Source organism: Actinomyces sp. oral taxon 181, from assembly GCF_018370895.1.
GTDB lineage: Bacteria > Actinomycetota > Actinomycetes > Actinomycetales > Actinomycetaceae > Pauljensenia.
Genome location: NZ_JAGYZL010000010.1, coordinates 15,333 through 33,954, shown reverse-complemented (window position 1 = coordinate 33,954; position 18,622 = coordinate 15,333). Strand labels below are relative to the sequence as shown.

General features: G+C 52.8%; 21 protein-coding genes and 1 riboswitch. Of the genes, 20 read left to right on the top strand and 1 reads right to left on the bottom strand.

Going from position 1 to position 18,622, the window contains the following annotated elements; all coding sequences use genetic code 11:
- Nucleotides 1-16: 16 nt before the first annotated feature.
- The 18 genes from aroC to KHW85_RS05655 all read left to right on the top strand — a co-directional run bounded on the left by aroC (nucleotide 17) and on the right by KHW85_RS05655 (nucleotide 16,274).
- Nucleotides 17-1,237, top strand: coding sequence for a chorismate synthase (aroC, locus tag KHW85_RS05740; RefSeq protein ID WP_009409392.1), 1,221 nt, complete (start codon nucleotides 17-19; stop codon nucleotides 1,235-1,237).
- The gene (locus KHW85_RS05735) at nucleotides 1,234-1,764 is read left to right on the top strand and encodes a shikimate kinase (protein WP_291459139.1); all 531 of its coding nucleotides are present in this window, start codon (nucleotides 1,234-1,236) and stop codon (nucleotides 1,762-1,764) included. Before aroC ends, KHW85_RS05735 begins: the two co-directional genes overlap by 4 nt.
- Nucleotides 1,736-2,815 carry a 3-dehydroquinate synthase gene (aroB, locus tag KHW85_RS05730; RefSeq protein ID WP_291459138.1) on the top strand — a complete coding sequence of 360 codons (1,080 nt, stop codon included), beginning with the start codon at nucleotides 1,736-1,738 and terminating at the stop codon, nucleotides 2,813-2,815. Before KHW85_RS05735 ends, aroB begins: the two co-directional genes overlap by 29 nt.
- On the top strand, nucleotides 2,785-3,348 hold the full coding sequence (locus KHW85_RS05725) for a shikimate kinase (RefSeq protein ID WP_291459137.1): 564 nt from the start codon (nucleotides 2,785-2,787) through the stop codon (nucleotides 3,346-3,348). The genes aroB and KHW85_RS05725 overlap by 31 nt, the downstream gene beginning before the upstream one ends.
- Nucleotides 3,349-3,375: 27 nt before the next feature.
- On the top strand, nucleotides 3,376-3,939 hold the full coding sequence (gene efp, locus KHW85_RS05720) for an elongation factor P (RefSeq protein ID WP_034251928.1): 564 nt from the start codon (nucleotides 3,376-3,378) through the stop codon (nucleotides 3,937-3,939).
- Between the two features lie 2 nt (nucleotides 3,940-3,941).
- Nucleotides 3,942-4,487 carry a transcription antitermination factor NusB gene (gene nusB / locus KHW85_RS05715; protein ID WP_291459136.1) on the top strand — a complete coding sequence of 182 codons (546 nt, stop codon included), beginning with the start codon at nucleotides 3,942-3,944 and terminating at the stop codon, nucleotides 4,485-4,487.
- A gap of 441 nt (nucleotides 4,488-4,928) precedes the next feature.
- Entirely contained in the window at nucleotides 4,929-5,240 is a 312-nt protein-coding gene (mihF, locus tag KHW85_RS05710) for an integration host factor, actinobacterial type (RefSeq protein ID WP_009409399.1), read from the top strand.
- 31 nt (nucleotides 5,241-5,271) lie between these two features.
- Nucleotides 5,272-5,829 carry a guanylate kinase gene (gene gmk, locus KHW85_RS05705; RefSeq protein ID WP_291458120.1) on the top strand — a complete coding sequence of 186 codons (558 nt, stop codon included), beginning with the start codon at nucleotides 5,272-5,274 and terminating at the stop codon, nucleotides 5,827-5,829.
- A gap of 37 nt (nucleotides 5,830-5,866) precedes the next feature.
- Nucleotides 5,867-6,133, top strand: a complete 267-nt coding sequence (gene rpoZ / locus KHW85_RS05700; RefSeq protein ID WP_009409401.1) for a DNA-directed RNA polymerase subunit omega — start codon at nucleotides 5,867-5,869, stop codon at nucleotides 6,131-6,133.
- Complete coding sequence (gene coaBC / locus KHW85_RS05695; protein ID WP_009409402.1) at nucleotides 6,111-7,349, top strand: bifunctional phosphopantothenoylcysteine decarboxylase/phosphopantothenate--cysteine ligase CoaBC; 1,239 nt, start codon at nucleotides 6,111-6,113, stop codon at nucleotides 7,347-7,349. The genes rpoZ and coaBC overlap by 23 nt, the downstream gene beginning before the upstream one ends.
- Before the next feature lie 5 nt (nucleotides 7,350-7,354).
- Nucleotides 7,355-8,542, top strand: coding sequence for a methionine adenosyltransferase (gene metK / locus KHW85_RS05690; RefSeq protein WP_291459176.1), 1,188 nt, complete (start codon nucleotides 7,355-7,357; stop codon nucleotides 8,540-8,542).
- Nucleotides 8,539-9,141, top strand: coding sequence for a vitamin K epoxide reductase family protein (locus KHW85_RS05685; protein ID WP_291459135.1), 603 nt, complete (start codon nucleotides 8,539-8,541; stop codon nucleotides 9,139-9,141). Before metK ends, KHW85_RS05685 begins: the two co-directional genes overlap by 4 nt.
- 61 nt (nucleotides 9,142-9,202) lie before the next feature.
- A complete protein-coding gene (locus tag KHW85_RS05680; protein ID WP_291459134.1) occupies nucleotides 9,203-11,164 on the top strand; it encodes a primosomal protein in 1,962 nt (653 codons plus the stop codon).
- 21 nt (nucleotides 11,165-11,185) lie between these two features.
- On the top strand, nucleotides 11,186-12,130 hold the full coding sequence (fmt, locus tag KHW85_RS05675) for a methionyl-tRNA formyltransferase (protein ID WP_291459133.1): 945 nt from the start codon (nucleotides 11,186-11,188) through the stop codon (nucleotides 12,128-12,130).
- A complete protein-coding gene (locus KHW85_RS05670; RefSeq protein ID WP_291459132.1) occupies nucleotides 12,130-13,605 on the top strand; it encodes a transcription antitermination factor NusB in 1,476 nt (491 codons plus the stop codon). The genes fmt and KHW85_RS05670 overlap by 1 nt, the downstream gene beginning before the upstream one ends.
- Nucleotides 13,602-14,267, top strand: coding sequence for a ribulose-phosphate 3-epimerase (rpe, locus tag KHW85_RS05665; RefSeq protein ID WP_048713523.1), 666 nt, complete (start codon nucleotides 13,602-13,604; stop codon nucleotides 14,265-14,267). Before KHW85_RS05670 ends, rpe begins: the two co-directional genes overlap by 4 nt.
- 34 nt (nucleotides 14,268-14,301) lie before the next feature.
- Nucleotides 14,302-14,426: riboswitch (FMN riboswitch) on the top strand.
- Between the two features lie 56 nt (nucleotides 14,427-14,482).
- A complete protein-coding gene (locus tag KHW85_RS05660; protein ID WP_291459131.1) occupies nucleotides 14,483-15,253 on the top strand; it encodes an ABC transporter permease in 771 nt (256 codons plus the stop codon).
- A gap of 25 nt (nucleotides 15,254-15,278) precedes the next feature.
- Complete coding sequence (locus tag KHW85_RS05655; protein WP_291459130.1) at nucleotides 15,279-16,274, top strand: ABC transporter substrate-binding protein; 996 nt, start codon at nucleotides 15,279-15,281, stop codon at nucleotides 16,272-16,274.
- A gap of 59 nt (nucleotides 16,275-16,333) precedes the next feature.
- On the opposite strand, the gene KHW85_RS05650 is transcribed toward KHW85_RS05655, so the two are convergent.
- A complete protein-coding gene (locus KHW85_RS05650; protein WP_291459129.1) occupies nucleotides 16,334-16,591 on the bottom strand; it encodes a hypothetical protein in 258 nt (85 codons plus the stop codon).
- A gap of 146 nt (nucleotides 16,592-16,737) precedes the next feature.
- On the opposite strand from KHW85_RS05650, the gene KHW85_RS05645 reads away from it, so the two are divergent.
- Both KHW85_RS05645 and KHW85_RS05640 read left to right on the top strand, forming a co-directional pair.
- Nucleotides 16,738-17,655 (top strand): WYL domain-containing protein, encoded by a 918-nt coding sequence (locus tag KHW85_RS05645; RefSeq protein ID WP_291459128.1) that lies wholly within the window; start codon nucleotides 16,738-16,740, stop codon nucleotides 17,653-17,655.
- Nucleotides 17,648-18,622 carry a WYL domain-containing protein gene (locus KHW85_RS05640; protein WP_291459127.1) on the top strand — a complete coding sequence of 325 codons (975 nt, stop codon included), beginning with the start codon at nucleotides 17,648-17,650 and terminating at the stop codon, nucleotides 18,620-18,622. The genes KHW85_RS05645 and KHW85_RS05640 overlap by 8 nt, the downstream gene beginning before the upstream one ends.

The window sequence follows — 18,622 nt, the reverse complement described above, 5'->3', positions numbered from 1 at the left end:
ATGAGAGACTACAAACATGCTCAGATGGCTTACTGCTGGTGAATCACACGGTCCTGCATTGGTTGCTACCCTTGAGGGCCTTCCTTCAGGTATCGAGCTTACGACCCAGACTATTCGCGATGCCCTTGCGCGTCGGCGCTTAGGAGCCGGTCGTGGTGCTCGCCAAAAGTTTGAGGCCGATGAGGTTCGTATCCTCGGTGGAGTACGTCATGGTCGAACCACCGGTGCGCCGATCGTCATTGAGATTGCTAATAGCGAGTGGCCTAAGTGGGAGAAGGTCATGTCCGCCGACCCCGTCACGCGTGAAGATCTATTGATCGACGCTGGCAAGGGAGACGAACGTGAGGTTGCGCGTAATAAGCCCTTGACGAAGCCTCGCCCGGGTCATGCGGACCTGCCCGGAGTTCTTTCCTACGACCTCGCGGAAATTCGTCCTGTACTTGAGCGTGCAAGTGCACGAGAAACTGCAGCTCGTGTTGCCCTTGGCGCCTGCGCCGAGGCCTACCTTCGCCAGCTTGCTGGAATTCAGTTAGTTTCCCACGTGGTTGCTGTTGGCCCTGTTCAGGGACAGTCAGGTGCCCTTCCATCACCTGAGGACGAGGCTGCACTGAACGCTTCGCCCATGCGCTGCCTAGATGCTCGCGATGAGGCGCGATTCCTTGAATGCGTTGAGGAAACACGCTCCTTGGGAGATACCGTCGGCGGTGTTGTTGAGGTTGTTGCATGGGGTGTTCCGATCGGTGTTGGTACGCATGTTCAGTCGGATCGCCGGCTTGATACTCAATTAGCCGCGGCATTGATGTCGATCCAGTCTGTCAAGGGCGTCGAAATCGGTGATGGCTTTGCGCAGTCGCGTCTTCGCGGTTCACAGGCTCATGACGAGATTGAGCGTGTCGATGGACGCGTTCAGCGCAGCTCGAACCATGCCGGTGGTATCGAAGGTGGGACATCCAATGGTCAGCCGATTGTGGTCCGTGCTGCTTTCAAGCCAATCTCAACTGTTCCTCACGCGTTGAAAACAATTGATCTGGCCAATGGAGAGGAAGCTCGGGCACTCCACCAGCGCTCTGATACCTGCCAGGTAGTTCCCGGCGCTGTTATTGCCGAGGCCGAGGTCGCCTTGGTTCTTGCGCGCGCGATAGCTGACCATGCCGGAGGGTACTCCCTCTCAGAGTGTGCGCGTAATCTCTCTGCTTATCTTTCTCGTATTGATGAACGTCTGGGGAACGTGCAGTGACCAGACAGCAGATCGTTCTTGTCGGTATGCCTGCTTGTGGAAAGAGCAGAGTAGGACGGGAACTTGCGGTGGCTCTAGGGCTTGAACATCGTGATTCAGATGCCTTGATTGAGGAAACTACCGGCCGCAAAATTCCGGAGATTTTCTCAACCGATGGTGAGGATTACTTCCGACAGCTTGAAGAAGAGGTTATTAAGCAAGCTCTGAGCTATCCGGGGGTTCTCTCTTTAGGCGGGGGAGCGCTCACCCGAAAAGCGACCCGTGAACGCCTGCGCAACTGCTTCGTGGTCTATATCAAGGCGGAGCTGTCTGAATTACTTCGCCGATCGCAGGGTTCGGATCGCCCTCTGCTCGCGGGGGATACACAGGCGCGTCTTGAAGAGCTGTGGGAAGCACGTAAGGAATATTTTCCGGAGGTTGCCTCGCTAGAGGTTCAAACCAGTTCAGAACCTGTTATTCATGTTGTTGAGCAAATTCTTCGAGAAGTTGGTGAAGACGATGAGCGTGACGATTCCAGTCAACGTTGATACCCCCTACGACGTCGTTATCGGAAGGAATCTGGCGAAGGAAGTCCTTCAGCAGGTCTTACGCGAGAATACGACGAAGCTTCTCATCGTTTGTGCACCACACGTGAGTAATTACGCTCGTGAATGTGCATCTCAGCTTGAAGGCTTAGGTTACGAGGTTTCTACACAGATTCTTCCAGATGGGGAAGAAGCCAAAACCATTGAGGTCATGGCCTCGCTGTGGGATTGTGCCGGAAGATTTAGACTCGGTCGCGCGGATGCTGTGATTGCTATCGGTGGGGGAGCCTCAACAGATGTTGGGGGTTTCCTTGCCGCTTCGTGGCTGCGTGGCATTGATTTCATTGCAGTGCCCACCACCTTGCTCGGGATGGTTGATGCCTCGGTTGGAGGGAAGACCGGTATCAATACTCCCGTAGGTAAGAACCTTGTTGGCGCCTTTCATTCTCCACGGCGCGTTGTTGTTGATCTTGATCGCCTCGAGACCTTGAACCACGACGACTATCGCGCGGGGCTTGGTGAGGTTGTTAAATGCGGCTTTATTTCAGATCCTGCGATCCTCTCGATCGTTGAAGCTAATCCCGAGGCTGTTTATGATCCCCGTTCTGAGGAGATCGCTGAACTCATTGAACGATCCATTGCCGTTAAAGCTCAAGTAGTGAGCGCTGATCTTCACGAGAGCGGTCCCCGTGAATTCCTAAACTACGGACATACGCTGGCACATGCGATCGAAAAAATTGAGAACTTCCACTATCGCCACGGTGAGGCAGTGGCTATCGGTTGTGTGTTCGCAGCTCATCTTGCGCAGCGTCGGGGGATGCTGAGTGAAGCAGAGGTTCAGCGTCATATTGACGACTTCTCTGCCCTTGGACTTCCAACATTCTATGAAGGGGCATCGATCGATGCATTGCTTGAAGTGATGCTTTCGGATAAAAAAGTGCGGGCTGGAGTTTTGCGCTTCGTTCTTCTTGATGGAGTGAATCATCCTGTTACGGTGAAGGTTAATCCACAGGAAGTTATTGATTGCGCACTCTCGATGGGAATGCGACAGTGAATGCGCGTGAGCATCCGACTTTGGTTCTTGTTGGAACCTCTGGAAGCGGAAAAACATGCGTTGCACAGGAAATTGCAAAAACCTGTGGCTTACGAGTGCAAGAAGATCAAGAACTTCTTGAATCGTCATATTCACGCTCATTTGATGAATTAGTGCTAGACGAGCACTTCCCATTGCAAGAAGCGCTGGAGAGCGTTGGAATCCAGCTTTTGTCCGGTGACTGCGATATTGCCGTGTTGTCGCCCTCGCAGGTCAATAGTTCATGGATTCTTTCCAAGCTTTCGCAGCTGATCGATGAAGGCACTTCAGTTGTCCTTCTGAGGACTTCCATCGATGAGGCTGCGCGTCGCGTGGGACTCAATGCGCCGCGTTCTGTGGGATTGGGGACGCCAAGAGCGCTATTTGCTGCGATGAGTCGGCAATTGGATCGCACTTATCAAGATCTGGCCACTTTCTCATGTGATACTGGCGAAAATACGGCGCGTGAGGTAGCGGATACCATCATTGCGGCGTGTAAGATAGCCACGGTTTAAGCTCACCCGATTTGGGAGGATTTTATAGTGGCAACGACAAATGATCTGAAGAACGGCACCGTCATGGTGATCGACGGCCAGCTCTGGCAGGTTGTCGAGTTCCAGCACGTTAAGCCGGGTAAGGGCCCCGCATTCGTTCGCACCAAGATCAAGAATGTCCTGTCTGGCAAGATCGTTGATCGCACTTTCAATGCGGGAATGAAGATCGAGACCGCGACGGTTGATCGCCGCGACATGACCTACCTCTACCAAGATGGTACCGACTACGTCTTCATGGATTCCTCTACCTACGAGCAGATCAATGTCCCCGCAGAAGTTGTTGGCGACGCTGCTCATTTCATGGTTGAGAATCAGGATGTGATTGTTTCTCAGCACGACGGTACGGTTCTCTTCATTGAACTTCCCGCCACCGTGATTTTGACGATTGCTCACACCGAGCCCGGTTTGCAGGGTGACCGTTCTTCGGCCGGTACGAAGCCCGCCACGCTCGAAACCGGTTACGAGATTCAGGTTCCGCTCTTCATGGAAGAGGGGACCCGCGTGAAGGTTGATACCCGCGATGGTTCCTACTCCGGCCGCGTGACTGACTGATAATGTCTCACAAACATCAGTTCACTTCTCGTACCAAAGCACGTAAGCGTGCCGCTGATGTCGTCTATGAGGCAGATCAGCGTGGCATGGGGCGCAATGCCACTGTCTTGCGTGATCTCCTCCGTGAGCGCAAGGTCATTACAGCAGCACTGACACCTCTCCCGGATTATTCGATTCGTATGATCGAAGGTGTCGCCGACGAGCTGTACCGGATTGATCGTTTGATTGATACTCATGCTCGTACCGGCCTTGATCGAATTCCCGCAGTCGATCGCGCAGTCCTGCGAGTCGCGGTTTGGGAAATGCTGTCTAACTCTGAAGAGGTTCCTCCGGTTATTGCAATCGACGAGGCAATTTCAATTGTTAAGTCGATTTCAACGGAAGAATCCGCAGGCTTTGTGAATGCGATTCTTGATGCGATTCGTCAAGATATTGAGTCTCCTTCATGGTCTCGGCGCTCAAGCGAGGTCGACAATGGCAATGAGCCTGATGAAGAACTCAGTGCGGATGAACTGACAGAGCTAGATGATCTTCTCAACGAATACTGAAATAGTGTGAGTGATAAACGGGGGTGCCTACAGGCACCCCCGTTTATGACACTCCGAACGCATCAGTCTGGGTGTGATGTTTGACACAAAAGACTGTGAAGGAAGTTGTTCCAACTTTTCACACTCGCACTTCTCTTTCATTCCTGCTATAGCCACCTGTTCGGATTTCAGTTTGTTTTTGCGATGCTCTAAGAGTTTCCCGCCCTGCAGGTCACAGGCAGTTTCTACTTCAAAATTGATGGCAAGAGTTTCCCCGCAGTGAAACGGATACTGAGCAATCACGTTCTTAAACGCACATCAGTATTGATGTTTTTTTGAATGAGTCCTCACTCGTTTTTTGCCCGTGTTGCGCGCATCGTCGGTTGCAGTTGCACCAAAAACTATCAAAATAGTGCGATGCTTATTCCTGTCAGGGGAATCTAGAAAAAGGAGCGTAGTGAGATGGCACTGCCAGATCTGACTCCGCAACAGCGAGCCCAGGCTCTTGAGAAGGCGACGCGCGCTCGTCGTCGGCGCGCTGAGGTGAAGGATGCGCTCAAATCGCGAAAGATTACTCTGTCTGAAGTCATCGACATGGCTGCAACAGATGATGCAATCGCGAAGATGAAGGTGCGTTCTTTACTGGAAGCCCTGCCTCGAGTCGGTGTAAGTACTGCGGAAGCATTGATGAATGAGATCAAGATTGCGCCTTCAAGGCGTGTTCGAGGTCTTGGTCAGGTGCAGCGAGAAGAATTAATTCGTCGCTTCGGCTGAACTTTTAAGCCAGCTGTGGCAGCATACAGGCATGTCTTCATCTACGGTTACTGTCATTGCAGGTCCCACGGCTGTTGGTAAGGGAACTGTGATCGCGCGCTTGCGCGAGCTATTTCCTGAAGTTGAACTCTCGGTTTCGATGACAACGCGTTCTCCGCGACCGGGAGAAATCGACGGGGTGCACTACCACTTTGTCAGTGAGGACCAGTTCGCCCAGCTTATTGATTCCAAACAAATGCTGGAGTGGGCACTCGTTCACGGGAAATATCATTACGGAACACCGCGTGGTCCAGTTGATGATGCAGTTCGACGCGGAGTGCCTTTCCTGCTCGAAATCGATGTTGCTGGTGTGCGTCAAGTTCGTGAATCGCTTCCGGACGCTCGCTTTGTTTTTATCGCACCGCCGTCGTGGGAAGAGCTTGTCTCTCGCTTAGTCGGTCGCGGTACTGAAGACCCCGCTGAACAAGAGCGACGTTTGCGTACTGCAAAGGTCGAGCTTGCAGCTGCAGATGAGTTTGATGTCACCATCGTTAATGATGATTTGGAGCTTGCTGTCCATGAACTAGCCCATGTGATGGGGCTAGAATAGAAGCCGGTTCTTGCCAGTTACATCAGGAGAGATTTGCATGTCCGGAATTGTTGCGCAGCCCGAAGGCATCACCTACCCGCCGATTGACGACCTGCTGGAGCACGTCGATTCAAAGTATGCCTTGGTGATTTTTGCTGCCCGTCGTGCTCGCCAGATCAACTCCTACAACATCCAGCTTGAGCAGAACATGATCCAGTTCGTCGGACCCGTTGTAGAAACTGAAGTCGACGAGAAGCCCTTGGCGATCGCACTTCGCGAAATTGATGAAGGCCTGTTGACCCTTGAGTCAGCACCCCAAGCCTGATCAGCAGCCCGCTCACATCGTTCTCGGTGTGTCAGCGGGCATTGCTGCATATAAAGCCGTTTTCCTTTTGAGAATCCTTCAAAGAGACGGCTACCGTGTCCGCGTTGTTCCAACACCTTCTTCACTTGAGTTCGTTGGGCGAGCAACCTGGGAAGGGCTCACTCTCGAGAGCGTGAACACCGATGTTTTTCATGGTGGGGGAGCGGACCACGTTGAGTTAGCGCGGGGTTGTGCCGCTATTGTTATTGCACCCGCTACCGCTGATGTTATTGCTCGGATAGCGAATGGTCAGGCCAATGACCTTTTGACAACCACTGTTCTTTCCAGTGATTGCCCTGTAGTTATTGCACCTGCTATGCACACGCAAATGTGGCGTGCGGCTGCAACGCAGGAGAATATTGCCCGGCTTCTGAAGCGCGGATATATCATCGTTGGCCCGGAAGATGGTGATCTTGCTTCCGGTGACCACGGGGCTGGTCGTATGAGTGAGCCTGAGGTTATCGCAGCACACGTGCGCAAAGCATATGGCGTATCAGGTGACCTTGTGGGCAAGAGAATTCTGATCACCGCCGGTGGAACTCGTGAAGCGATTGATCCAGTCCGTTTCCTTGGTAACCGCTCGAGTGGGCGACAGGGAATTGCGATCGCCCGCGAGGCCCTTAGTCGCGGGGCCGAGGTTACTTTAGTAACTTCCAATATTGATGCTGCTCTTATTCCTCAGGGATGCAGCGTGATCGATGCTCCTTCCGCTCAAGATGTCTATGACGCTGTGATGTCTCATCTTGGGTACAGTGATGCATTGGTCATGGCGGCTGCGGTTGCTGACTACCGCCCACGGGCGGCCTCGGCCTCGAAAATCAAAAAAGAAGAGAATGAATCAGCGCCACCTCGCATCGAACTCACGGAAACGACTGATGTTCTACGCAGCGTGAGTTCGTCTCCCAATCGCCCTCGCGTGGTGCTTGGCTTTGCGGCTGAGACTGGCGATCAAAACACCGTGCTGTCCTATGGGGCAGCGAAAGCCAAGCGTAAAGGTGCGGACTATCTTGCTGTGAATGCAGTGGGTGCCGATATCGGATTTGGCGATGTTCCCAACTATGTATATGTCCTGAACCAAGAGGGGTCGGTAGTGACCCAAGGTGGGGGAACGAAGGCAGACGTTGCCCGAATCCTCATTGATCTCATTTCACAGCGGTTCGATACGATGGAGGCGTGAGCGATATGCGTAAGTACTTTACTTCTGAATCCGTAACCGAAGGTCACCCCGATAAGGTCTGTGACCGAATTTCTGACTCGATTTTGGACGCTCTTCTTGAGGCCGATCCTCAGTCGCGTGTTGCTGTGGAAACAATGGTGACAACCGGTTTGGTTCATGTGGCCGGCGAAGTTTCAACCAACGCTTATGTTGAAATTCCGCAGATTGTTCGCGAACAGATCCTCGAGATCGGCTACGACTCATCCCGCAAGGGATTTGACGGTGCCTCCTGCGGTGTTTCCGTGTCTATTGGTGCCCAAAGCAGTGATATCGCGGATGGCGTGGATCATTCCTTGGAGACGCGTTACGGTTCAAATGAGGATCGTCGTGAGGCTCAGGGCGCGGGCGACCAGGGCATGATGTTCGGCTATGCCTCGGATGAAACTCCTGATCTTATGCCTGCTCCAATTTGGCTCGCGCACAAGCTAGCAGAGCGTCTTGCTGCAGTTCGCCATCAAGGACTTGCTCATGGTCTTCGTCCTGACGGAAAGACGCAGGTCACTCTCGCTTATGATGAGCAGGGCATTCCTCGCGAGATCGATACGCTTGTCATTTCGACTCAGCATGACCCCGAGCTTGGCATGAGTGAACTCGAAGAGCAACTGCGTGAACTGGTTGTTTCTCCTGTGCTCGAAGAGACGGGCTTGGGGCTTTCAACTGAAACAATGAAGCTTCTTGTTAATCCTTCTGGGCGCTTTGTTATCGGTGGACCTGCTGGCGATGCCGGTCTGACCGGACGCAAGATTATTGTTGACACCTACGGAGGCATGGCTCGCCACGGAGGCGGTGCTTTCTCTGGCAAAGATCCGTCAAAGGTTGACCGTTCGGCTGCATACGCAGCGCGTTGGATCGCTAAGAATATCGTTGCCGCGGGCTATGCAAAGCGCTGTGAGATTCAATTGGCCTATGCAATCGGTCGTGCGCATCCAGTCGGACTTTATGTCGAGACCTTTGGTACCGGAACTGTGAGTGATGACGTTCTTACCGATGCCATCACCCAGTGCTTTGATCTTCGCCCTGCAGGAATCATCGAAGACCTTGATCTTCTACGACCGATTTACGCGCAGACCGCTGCTTACGGTCACTTTGGTCGTCCGATTTTCCCCTGGGAGCAGACGGATCGTGTGGCTCGTCTCCAGGAAATTCTTCAATGAGTGCTACCCCTTGCGCCGCCCGTCCGACAAACCGCGGAACTGCCATCGAAATGGCGGTTTCGGGGATCATCGGTCTATGCGCGTCCTTCGTCCTCTCGATCGAGGCGTGGCAGTTGGCGGCGGATCAGGGACGAACATTTAGCTGTGACGTTTCTTCGGTCCTGTCGTGTTCTGCGGTCGCAGCCACTCCGCAGGCTCGAGTTTTGGGATTCCCAAATGCTTTTTTGGGGATCTTTTTCGAGGCCGTTGTTTTGACCGTTTCCTTCGCCCTCATTGCAGGGGTACGTTTTCCGAAATGGTATTACCTGGGGGTTGAAGCTCTCTATACCATCGGCCTGCTCTTCGCATATTGGCTCTTCACGCAATCGTATTTCGTCATTCACGTTTTGTGTCCTTGGTGTTTGCTCATCACGATAACGACGACGCTTGTGTGGTTTGGACTTACACGAGTATGCATTTCTCAGGGAGTGCTCCCCGCACCTGCGTGGTGGAAGTCTGTGATGAAGGCCGGTGGAGACTGGCTGGTCGTCGTCCTCGTTATTGCAGCTGTTCTTGCGATGATCGTTGTGCGATACGGTTCAGTACTTTTCGGTAATTGAACAGTTGGTGCTCAATCGGTCTTCAAATGCCGGTTCAATGTGCTGAACTAGGTGTATGGTGATGGACGCGTTGCCCCTTCCGGGTTTTGAATCAGACCGTGATGTGCCACGGTTGATCGCGCATGTCTATGTTGGCTCTGACCTACCACACCTCGATTACCCGCTGGATTATCTCGTCCCCACCCAATGGGAATCGATGGATCTCACTGGATTTATTGTGCAGGTCCCCCTCGCGGGACGAAAACAAATTGGATGGGTACTTTCGTGTGAAAAACGCAGTAACATCGACGCGGCCATCCGTGAAATTATCGATGTTGTTTCGACTATTTCAGTCGTTTCGCCGAAGACATTTGAATTAGCTTCCTACATAGGCAAGCGTTTTCTCTCAACCGCCTCTACGGTCTTGGGAATCGCCGTTCCTCCAAGGCGCGCACGGGTTGAGCAAGAATCAATGTCCTCAAGGCCTGTTGAGTTGAAGATCGGGCAGGGAGATCCCTGGCAAGCTTTTGAACTCGGCCATGCATTTCTTGAACATGTGAGTCAGGGTGAGTACCCGCGCGCCGTATGGACATCAATTCCGGGACGATCAGAATCTGAAATCGCGCATCTTATTTCTTCCGTTCAGAAAGCCGGAAAGACGGCTCTTATCGTTGTGCCGACTTCTCGAGTTGCCGGTGAACTAGCATCTTCGTTGTCTACGATCTTTGACGCATCGATCCCCATTTACACCACAGAGCAGACGGCCAGCGAGCGCTACCGTTTGTACCTTCAATCGAAGATAGGGACGCATCGCGTGATCGTTGGAACGCGTTCGGCGGCGTGGCTTCCCATGAAGGACCTCGGATTGATCGTTATCTGGGGCGATGGGGAGGACCATCTTCGTGAACCGCGCGCTCCGCGCACTGATGCATTGGACGTGGCGGTTGCACGTTCACACCTTGAACATGTCGCTCTTGCTGTCGGAAGCTACTCTCGCTCGGTGAAAGCGCAGTATCTTGTCGAACGCTCCTGGGCGATTTCTCTTACCCCACAACGCGAGGTATTGCGAGCATCGACGGGACGTTTTGTCGTCGCTGATTCTTTTGATCAAGAGCGGCAGGGAAAGTCTGCTTTTACTTATCTGCCACCGGATGCATTCTCTTGTATTCGTGCGGGATTGAAAGAGGGACCCGTTCTCATTCTTTCTGCGCATTCGGGATATATCCCTGTTGTCGGTTGTTCTCGCTGCGGAAGACCTGCCCGCTGCGAATACTGCTCAGGACCGCTTCAATTAGAGGCTGACCATTCGATAGTGTGTTCATGGTGCGAACGCAAGACCGAGAATTGGTCGTGTCTTAAATGCCAGGGGACAACCCTTAAATGGTGGCGCCTTGGCTCTGAGCGTATCGGCGAAGAAATCGGTCGTTCTTTCCCTCAAATTCCTTTAACCATCACTCAAGCGAATGACGAAACGCGTCCGTGTGTTGGTCCCGAAGCTCGGATAGTTGTCTCTACTCCTGGCGTGGAGCCCAAAGCTCAGGACGGCTACGCGGCAGTTATTATCCCCTCAGCCGCTGCGCTTGCCTCGAGGCCTGAGATGTGGGCCCCTGAAGAAGCGCTGCGCAGGTGGCTGAACGCCGGCGCACTGGCCCGTCCTCACGCTCGAATATGGGTCTCTGCTGGGGTCGAACACGCGCTTGCGCAGGCACTCATTAGATGGAGTCCCGAAGACTATATTCAGCAGCTTCTTGATGAACGCAAGGTTCTTCGTTTCCCACCAACTGCATCAATCGTTGCAATCGATGGTCCTCTTGACCAAGTGAATGCTTTTTGTCAGGATCTCCCCGCAGAGTTAATCGGTATTGTTGATGCGCCTTCGGTTGGGAAGATCGGACATCGTCCGGATGATCGGCGCGCTCTTATTCGCTGTGCGACAGCTGATTATCCTCAACTCGCACAAGTACTTCGCGAACGTAATGGTGTGCGTTCGGCACGTAAACGCTATCCGCTTCGCCTCACCTTGAATCCTCCTGAGCTGTTCTAGACAAGCCGATACACTATGAGCGTGCGTATTGTTTTTGCAGGTACCCCTGAGCCGGCGTTACCGACCCTTGAAGCCCTGATTTCCTCGCCACATGAGGTCGTCGGCGTTATTACTCGTCCTCCAGCAAAGAGCGGTCGTGGGCGCCGTCTAGTCCCATCGCCCATTGCGCAGCGTGCAAGTGAAGCTGGAATTGATCTCTTCGAAACCTCGTCTCTTAAAGGAGACGAGGCCTTGGACCGCATTCGTGCGTGGAATGCTGATATCGCGGTTGTTGTCGCCTATGGCGCTCTGATTCCTCTGCGTGTGCTTGAGGCTCTTCCGCATGGTTGGCTCAATCTTCATTTCTCAGATCTGCCTTTCTTCCGTGGTGCAGCTCCCGTGCAGTGGGCAATCCTGTCGGGGCTGAGTGAAACTGCATCTAGCGTTTTCCAGCTAGAAGAGGGGCTGGATACGGGTCCCGTTTTTTCTCGCCAAAAGGTCGAGATCGCCGATCAGACCAGCGGTGAGCTCCTCGATGAGATGGCGCGTTTAGGCGCTCAGCAAGTTCTCGATGTGGTGAATGCAATTGAGGCTGGACAAGCTCTTGCACAGCCACAAGTCGTTCCTGAGGGTGTGGAACTCAGCTATGCCCGGCGCTTGGAACCCAGTGATGGTGCTGTCTCCTTTGATGAGAGTGCCCGCCAGACGTGGCTGAGAATCCGCGCGGTGATTCCCAGCCCAGGTGCATATACGGAGTTTCGTGGGCAACGACTCAAGCTAGGTAAGGTTTCTTTGACCGATGTTCCTACCCCCGGCCCCGGCCGTCTTATCGTTTCGAAGAAGAGCGTCCTTGTTGGCTGCACGGACGTCTGTGTTGAGCTTGGTCAGGTTGCTCCCGCCGGGAAAAAATGGATGGATGCAGCTGCATGGGCACGCGGCGCGCGATTGGATAGTGATACGCGACTCGGTGAAGGGATAGCGCTCTGATGGCAACTCACCGTTATTCCGATGGATATCGTTCCTTCCGCGAAGCGGATCCCGCCCGTCAGGTTGCCTTCGAGGTCCTAACACTGGTGCGCAATGAGGATGCCTACGCGAATCTGGTTCTTCCAAAAGTTCTAAAATCTTTTGAAGGACAGGCTCATCTCGATCAACGTGACCGAGCTTTCGCTGTCGAACTCACCTACGGAACCCTACGCGAACAGGGATTCCTTGATTGGGTGATCTCTCGAAACTCTTCCCGTCCGCTTTCCGATATCGAAGGCGGCATCGTTGATATCCTGCGTCTTGGTGTTTATCAGTTGCTGCGTATGCGAGTTCCCGACCACGCTGCGGTTTCTCAAACTGTCGATCTTGCACGGCAGTATCTCAGCGCCGGTCCAGCAAAATTCATTAATGCTGTTTTGCGTTCTGTGATCCGTGAGGGTGACGAGGCAAGGCAGGAAGCTTTGAATGAACTTCCCGAATTAGAACGCCTGGCGATCGAATATTCTCATCCGCAATGGATGGTCGAAGAATATAGTTGTGCGCTCGTTGCTAACGGTTGTTCCAGTGAAGAGATTGCGGAGCTTCTGGCTGCTAACAACCAGGCACCCTACGTTTCTCTTGTCGCACGCCCAAGCCTCATTGAGGTTGATGAACTTGCTGATCAGTGTCTTGATCACTTGCGAACTCGTATTGCTGATGGCGAGGTATCTCCCTACGCTGTTCTTCTTGAGTCCGGGGATCCAGCCCGTATTCCTGCAATCAGGCAGAGGCGAGCAGCGGTTCAGGATGAGGGTTCTCAACTTGCCGGGATTTTGGCAGCTCAAGTCCCCGTGACGGGGAAAGATCAGAGCTGGCTCGACCTTTGCGCAGGTCCCGGAGGTAAAGCGGCGCTGGTCGCTTCATTAGGTGTTGAACGAGGCGCTCAGCTTGTCGCCAACGAGGTGCACTCTCATCGGGCGCGCCTCGTCGAAAAGACCCTTGAACTCCTTGATAACACTGAAGTCGTGTGCTCCGATGGAACACGCTTTGGTGGTGAGGGCACTCGCTGGGATTTAGAGTCTTTCGACCGGGTGATTATTGATGCGCCGTGCTCTGGCCTTGGATCGATGCGTCGTCGGCCGGAATCACGTTGGCGCAGAAATCAAGATGACGTCTCGCAGTTGGTTTCCCTTCAGGCAGAGCTACTCGATCGAGGAATCGAATTGACCAGGCCTGGGGGAGTGACGGTTTACATCACCTGCTCGCCGGTCGTGCAGGAAACTCTCGATCAAATTTCACGTGTTCTCTCCGCGGGACGTGTCGAGCTGGTGGATCTGCGTCCTGTGGCCTCGCAAATTACTCCCAGGCCCCTTAACCTTCCTCAAGCAGAAGGAATTGCTGCTCGAACAATTCAGCTTTGGGAACACCGTAACGAAACCGATCTTATGTTTATTGCTGCTCTCAAAAAACTTCCAGTAGCTCAGGAGCTCTCATGACCACGCCGCTCATTTCGCCTTCGATTCTTAATTGCGATATCGCCAGACTTGAGGACGAACTGAAAAAGATCTCCAGTGCCGATATCGCTCATGTTGATGTCATGGATAATCATTTTGTCCCCAACCTCACATGGGGGCTTCCCGTCGTGGAGGCCTGTGTAAACACCGGCATCTTGCCCATTGACGCTCACCTGATGATTGAAGATCCAGATCGATGGGCACCTGCGTATGCAGAAGCCGGCTGCGCGTCGGTCACCTTCCATGCCGAGGCAGCCTCAGCACCGATCCGCACTGCCCGGGAAATCCGACGTCTGGGTGCCCGTGCTGCTCTTGCACTCAAGCCTTCGACGGACATCACGCCCTACGTCGATATTTTGCCGGAATTCGACATGATTTTGATTATGACGGTTGAACCAGGTTTTGGCGGTCAGAGTTTCCTTGAATCGATGCTTCCAAAGATCCAGCGAACGCGGGAGGCCATCGCCTCTGCATCTTTGGATATTTCGATTCAAGTAGATGGGGGAGTTTCCCGTAAAACTATTGAACGTGCTGCTGACGCGGGCGCAACAAATTTTGTTGCAGGGTCGGCAATCTTTCGTGCCGACGACGCATTTGAGGAGATCGCAACACTGCGTTCTCTTGCGCAATCGCACATGCACTGAAGATGACACTCGCTTCCGCGCGTGCCAGAATAACTATGTACTTCGGGGTCGGTGTAAGTCCGAGCCGGCGGTGAAAGTCCGCGACCCGCATCATTCGATGCGGTTGAACTGGTGTAACTCCAGTACCGACAGTTAAAGCCTGGATGGGAGAAGTAGTTGAGTGGGCCTAGTGTCTGCTGAGCGGCTGCATAGCTCGAAGTGCGGGAAGGATTACCGTGAGCCGTCGAGCACCTCGCCGCTTCACTGTTATCGCCCCGCTTGTCGTCATCGTCTGCTTCGTATTCTTTTGGTGGGCGATCACCGCTTTTAGTGGGATTCAAGCGTGGCGTCTTCCTTCGCCGTACGCCGTCCTCGCCCGAGGATACTCCCTTGTTCAACAGCCTTCGCTCTGGCTCGCTTTTGCGCGAACCGGAGTCGAGGCCCTAGTCGGTGGATTCATTGGTGTGTGCGTTGCACTTCCATTGAGCTACCTGATCTTCCGTTTCCGTACCATCGCCGAGGCTATTGAGCCCCTTTTAGGGACCTCGCAGGCTTTACCCGCCGTTGCCTTGGCACCATTTTTGGTCCTCTGGTTCGGCTACGGGGTGATTCCAATTTCGATGCTCTGTGCATTGATCGCTTTCTTCCCTATTCTCATCTCCTCCCTGGTCGGCTTACGCTCCTTGGATCGCCAAGTATGCGAGGCAGCACAGCTTGACGGGGCAGCAGGGATCACGATGGCGCTGAAGATTGAAATTCCACTTGCGTCACCAGCGATTCTTGCCGGTATTCGCAATGGCTTTACTTTGTCCATTACCGGTGCTGTCGTAGGGGAAATGGTGATGGGAGGAAAGGGGTTAGGAATGCTCCTTTCTCAGATGCGCACGAATGTCGATACGGCAGGAATGTTTGTTGTGATCGTGCTCCTGTGTATACAGGCAATTGTCATCTACACACTCATGTCCGCATGGGAAAAGCGCTCACGCCTGATGGTTGAAACAGACTAGGTGCGACATACTATTGGAGAGCATTATGCGTCCTATTGTTCGTGGAATTGCCGGTTTACTTACGGCAGTATTTGTGATGAGCGGCTGCTCCAGCACCTCCTCGTCATCCGACACAACCGTTATTGGTTTGACCTATGTACCAAATGTTCAATTCTCTGCGGTTTATCTTGCTGAGGATAATGGCGATTACTCCAAGGAAGGGATAAAAGTCGATATCCGGCATCACGGCAATGATGAAGGAGTATTCACCGCTCTTGTGAGCGGACAAGAACAACTTGTCCTTGCGACGGGTGACGAAGTAGTGCAAGCCAGATCGCAGGGCATGGATGTGATTTCGGTGGGCCAATACTACCGTGAGCAGCCCAACGTGATCTTGACCCGTGCCGATACCGGAATTAAGAGCATCAGTGATTTGAAGGGGAAGAAAGTAGGAATTCCGGGTGAATACGGATCTTCATGGCTTGCCCTTCAAGCGTACTTAGCTAGCGCCCACATGACGACTTCTGATATCAGTGTTGTCTCGATTGGTTATACCCAAGTTTCTGCACTGAATAATAAAGACGTTGATGCAGTTGTCGGCTTTGCCAATAACGATGCTGTTCAGCTTTCAGCTGCAGGCGTCGATACCCGTGTTGTCGACTGTGATTGCACCATTCCTTTGGTTTCAGCATCTCTGGTCACGACATCGAAATGGGCGAAGGAAAATCCTGAAAAGCTGAAGAAAATTCTTCGCGCAACACAACAGGGGATGACAGCTGCGGTCGAGCATCCAGATCAAGCATTTGCTGCCACTGAGAAGCGTGACACTACCCTGACTGATGATAAAACGCGCTCTACAGCCACCCAGATTCTCAATGCGACGAATCTACTGATTTTGGGAGCGAATTCGAAGGTTTCATTGGAACAAGATCAAAATCGCTGGCAAGAGATGCTCAACTTCATGTCATCAATTTCGGGGCTTCTCGAGCATGAAGTCACTCTTGATCAAGTGATGACAAACGATTACATCCCGCAGTCGTAGTTTTGCGGCTTCAAAATAGTGATTCCCTCAGCTTGCTGAAATCCAGGCTGAGGGAATCACTATCTTCGGTAATTCCTAAGAGTTTGCAGGAGAAGGCCTTCAATTTCGACCAGTGCGCAATAAACGTAGATATCAGCGCGATCCAACAATGCAATCAGCTCGTTATACGAGATGAAACCAATATGAATCTGAGCTGCTAGGGGAGTGGCGAGTTTGCATAGATCGCGCTCCAGCGGTCCGCTACCTGCAAGATAAAGATCAATGTTGTGAGAGTGACGACCACCATAAAAAATCGCGGGCTGAACGAGCAAGTCCATTAGTGGCATTCGTAAAATCGCTTGCCGATAGAAGAATTCGCATCGCGTTCTCCGCGTGTATTGGTGAACAGTGTGTTTAGTAGCTGCAAGGTCTTTCGCGCACTAGGCTAAAGCGTGCATCAATTTTGTCACAAGGAGGGGGCATTGTGGAGAGCAACGATACCAGTGTGCGTATCCTTGACCTGCTCTTTGAACTCACTTATGCAGAACGCGGGCGTTCGCGTTCCCAGATTCGCAGGCTGACACACTACCGAAAATTGAGCGATACCGCGTTCGATTCAGCTTTTACTCGCGATAAAGAGACGCTTAAAAAAATTGGTGTCGACATTGAGGTCAAACCCCGCGGCGATGAGCTCATTTACCGTTTACACCGGTCAAATCCCGAGCTGCTTAAGCTTTCACTCGAAGAACTTTCGCTGCTCGACTTAGCCTCGACAGCATGGAATGATCCGTCAACAACTGAACTTGCCTCTACAAAGCTGCGGGCGTCTTCAGCAGAAAATCGTAAGTCTTCGATTGATTTTCATCTCTCGGGCGCTGAACATGTCCTTCCATTATTCCAAGCGATCACTTCAGCTAGCGTTGTTTCCTTTGCATATAGAAGTCCCAGGGGAACCGATAGCCGCGCTGTGGAGCCATGGAATCTCCTCATTTCAGGCTCAGCAATTTATCTTCAAGGCTATGATCTTGACCGAGGCGATGAACGTAGCTTCAGGCTTTCGCGCATTCTGCCTCCGATCGAGGTGCTTGGAGAGCCCGGCGATGCCTATCCGCGTCCTTCTGACCGCCCAACGATCGGTATTTCACGTCCACTTGAGCCGAGCTTCTTAGCCAGAGTAGGCAGTGAAGCGTGGAATAGCGCACTGCGCGACGATAAAGCTACGGGGGCAGACACGGAGCAATGGCAACGCTTCCGCGGCCACGTTGCCCCCTATAGTTTCTGGACACATTTCATCTTGTCTCATGCTCACGATGTTGTCCCGATCGGGCCGACTGAGTTTGCCTCGGATTTACAGAAAAAACTCCAGAGTGCGTTGTCTCTGAACGGAGGCCAAAATGCCTGAAGAAGCTCCAGTTCAGGTCGCACGGATACTCGCCATGGCCTCGTGGATTATGGATAATCCTGGCCACAATGTTCGTCAGATAGCTCAGCATTTTGGCCGAAGTTCACGCCAAGTTCGCCGTGATTTAGAGTACATGGGGCAAATCGGCGACTCGATGATTGATCGTTCCTACGGGCTGGATTGGGATCTGTATGAGACAGAGGGAGTGGTGGTTCTTCGCGGGAGCTTGACCCCCTCTCTTCCTAAGCTCACCCCTGCCGAGGCCGCGGCTCTCCTAGTTGCCCTGCGTGCTCTTGCGCCTTACCTCAGTGAGTCTGAGGAAGAGGTTTTGCTGAGTACTGCTGCGAAACTTGCCTCTCGTGCAAGCCAAGAGGAGGGAGAGGTGCGAAGCGGTTCTGAGGTGATTCACCTTGAGCGGGAAAGCTCAAACTCTTCAGAGCTACAGAAAGAGAACAACGCTCAACACGTTATTGATCTGCGCTACGCGATAGATGATTTGCGCGAGGTGTCTTTTGAGTACCTCGGTGTTGAAGGATCTTATACTCGCTGCGTCTATCCGCTTGGACTCAAACACTTAAGTACCGGTTGGATTCTTGATGCATGGGATCCGATTCGGGAAACTCACAGGAGCTATCGCGTAGATCGGATGAATAATCTTGTTATCGGCGAGAAGCATCCGAGGGTATCAATTCCTTCTGAGCCTGCTCCTTCAACGCTGACGCTGACGATTTCCTCAAATGCGCGATGGATATGCGAGGACTTCGAATCTACTGTGATTTCTGAAGATGCAGAGATGATCACATGTTCCTTGCCTATTTGGAACGAGGAATGGATCCTTGCGCTGCTGTGTGATATTTCGGCCGATATCATTGAATGTCCGTCGGAGTGGATGCAGCGCGTCAGTGAGTACGCTCGGAGCGCGATGGAAATTTGGGAAGAGGCCAAGATGATCAGGAGCGAGGCGTGA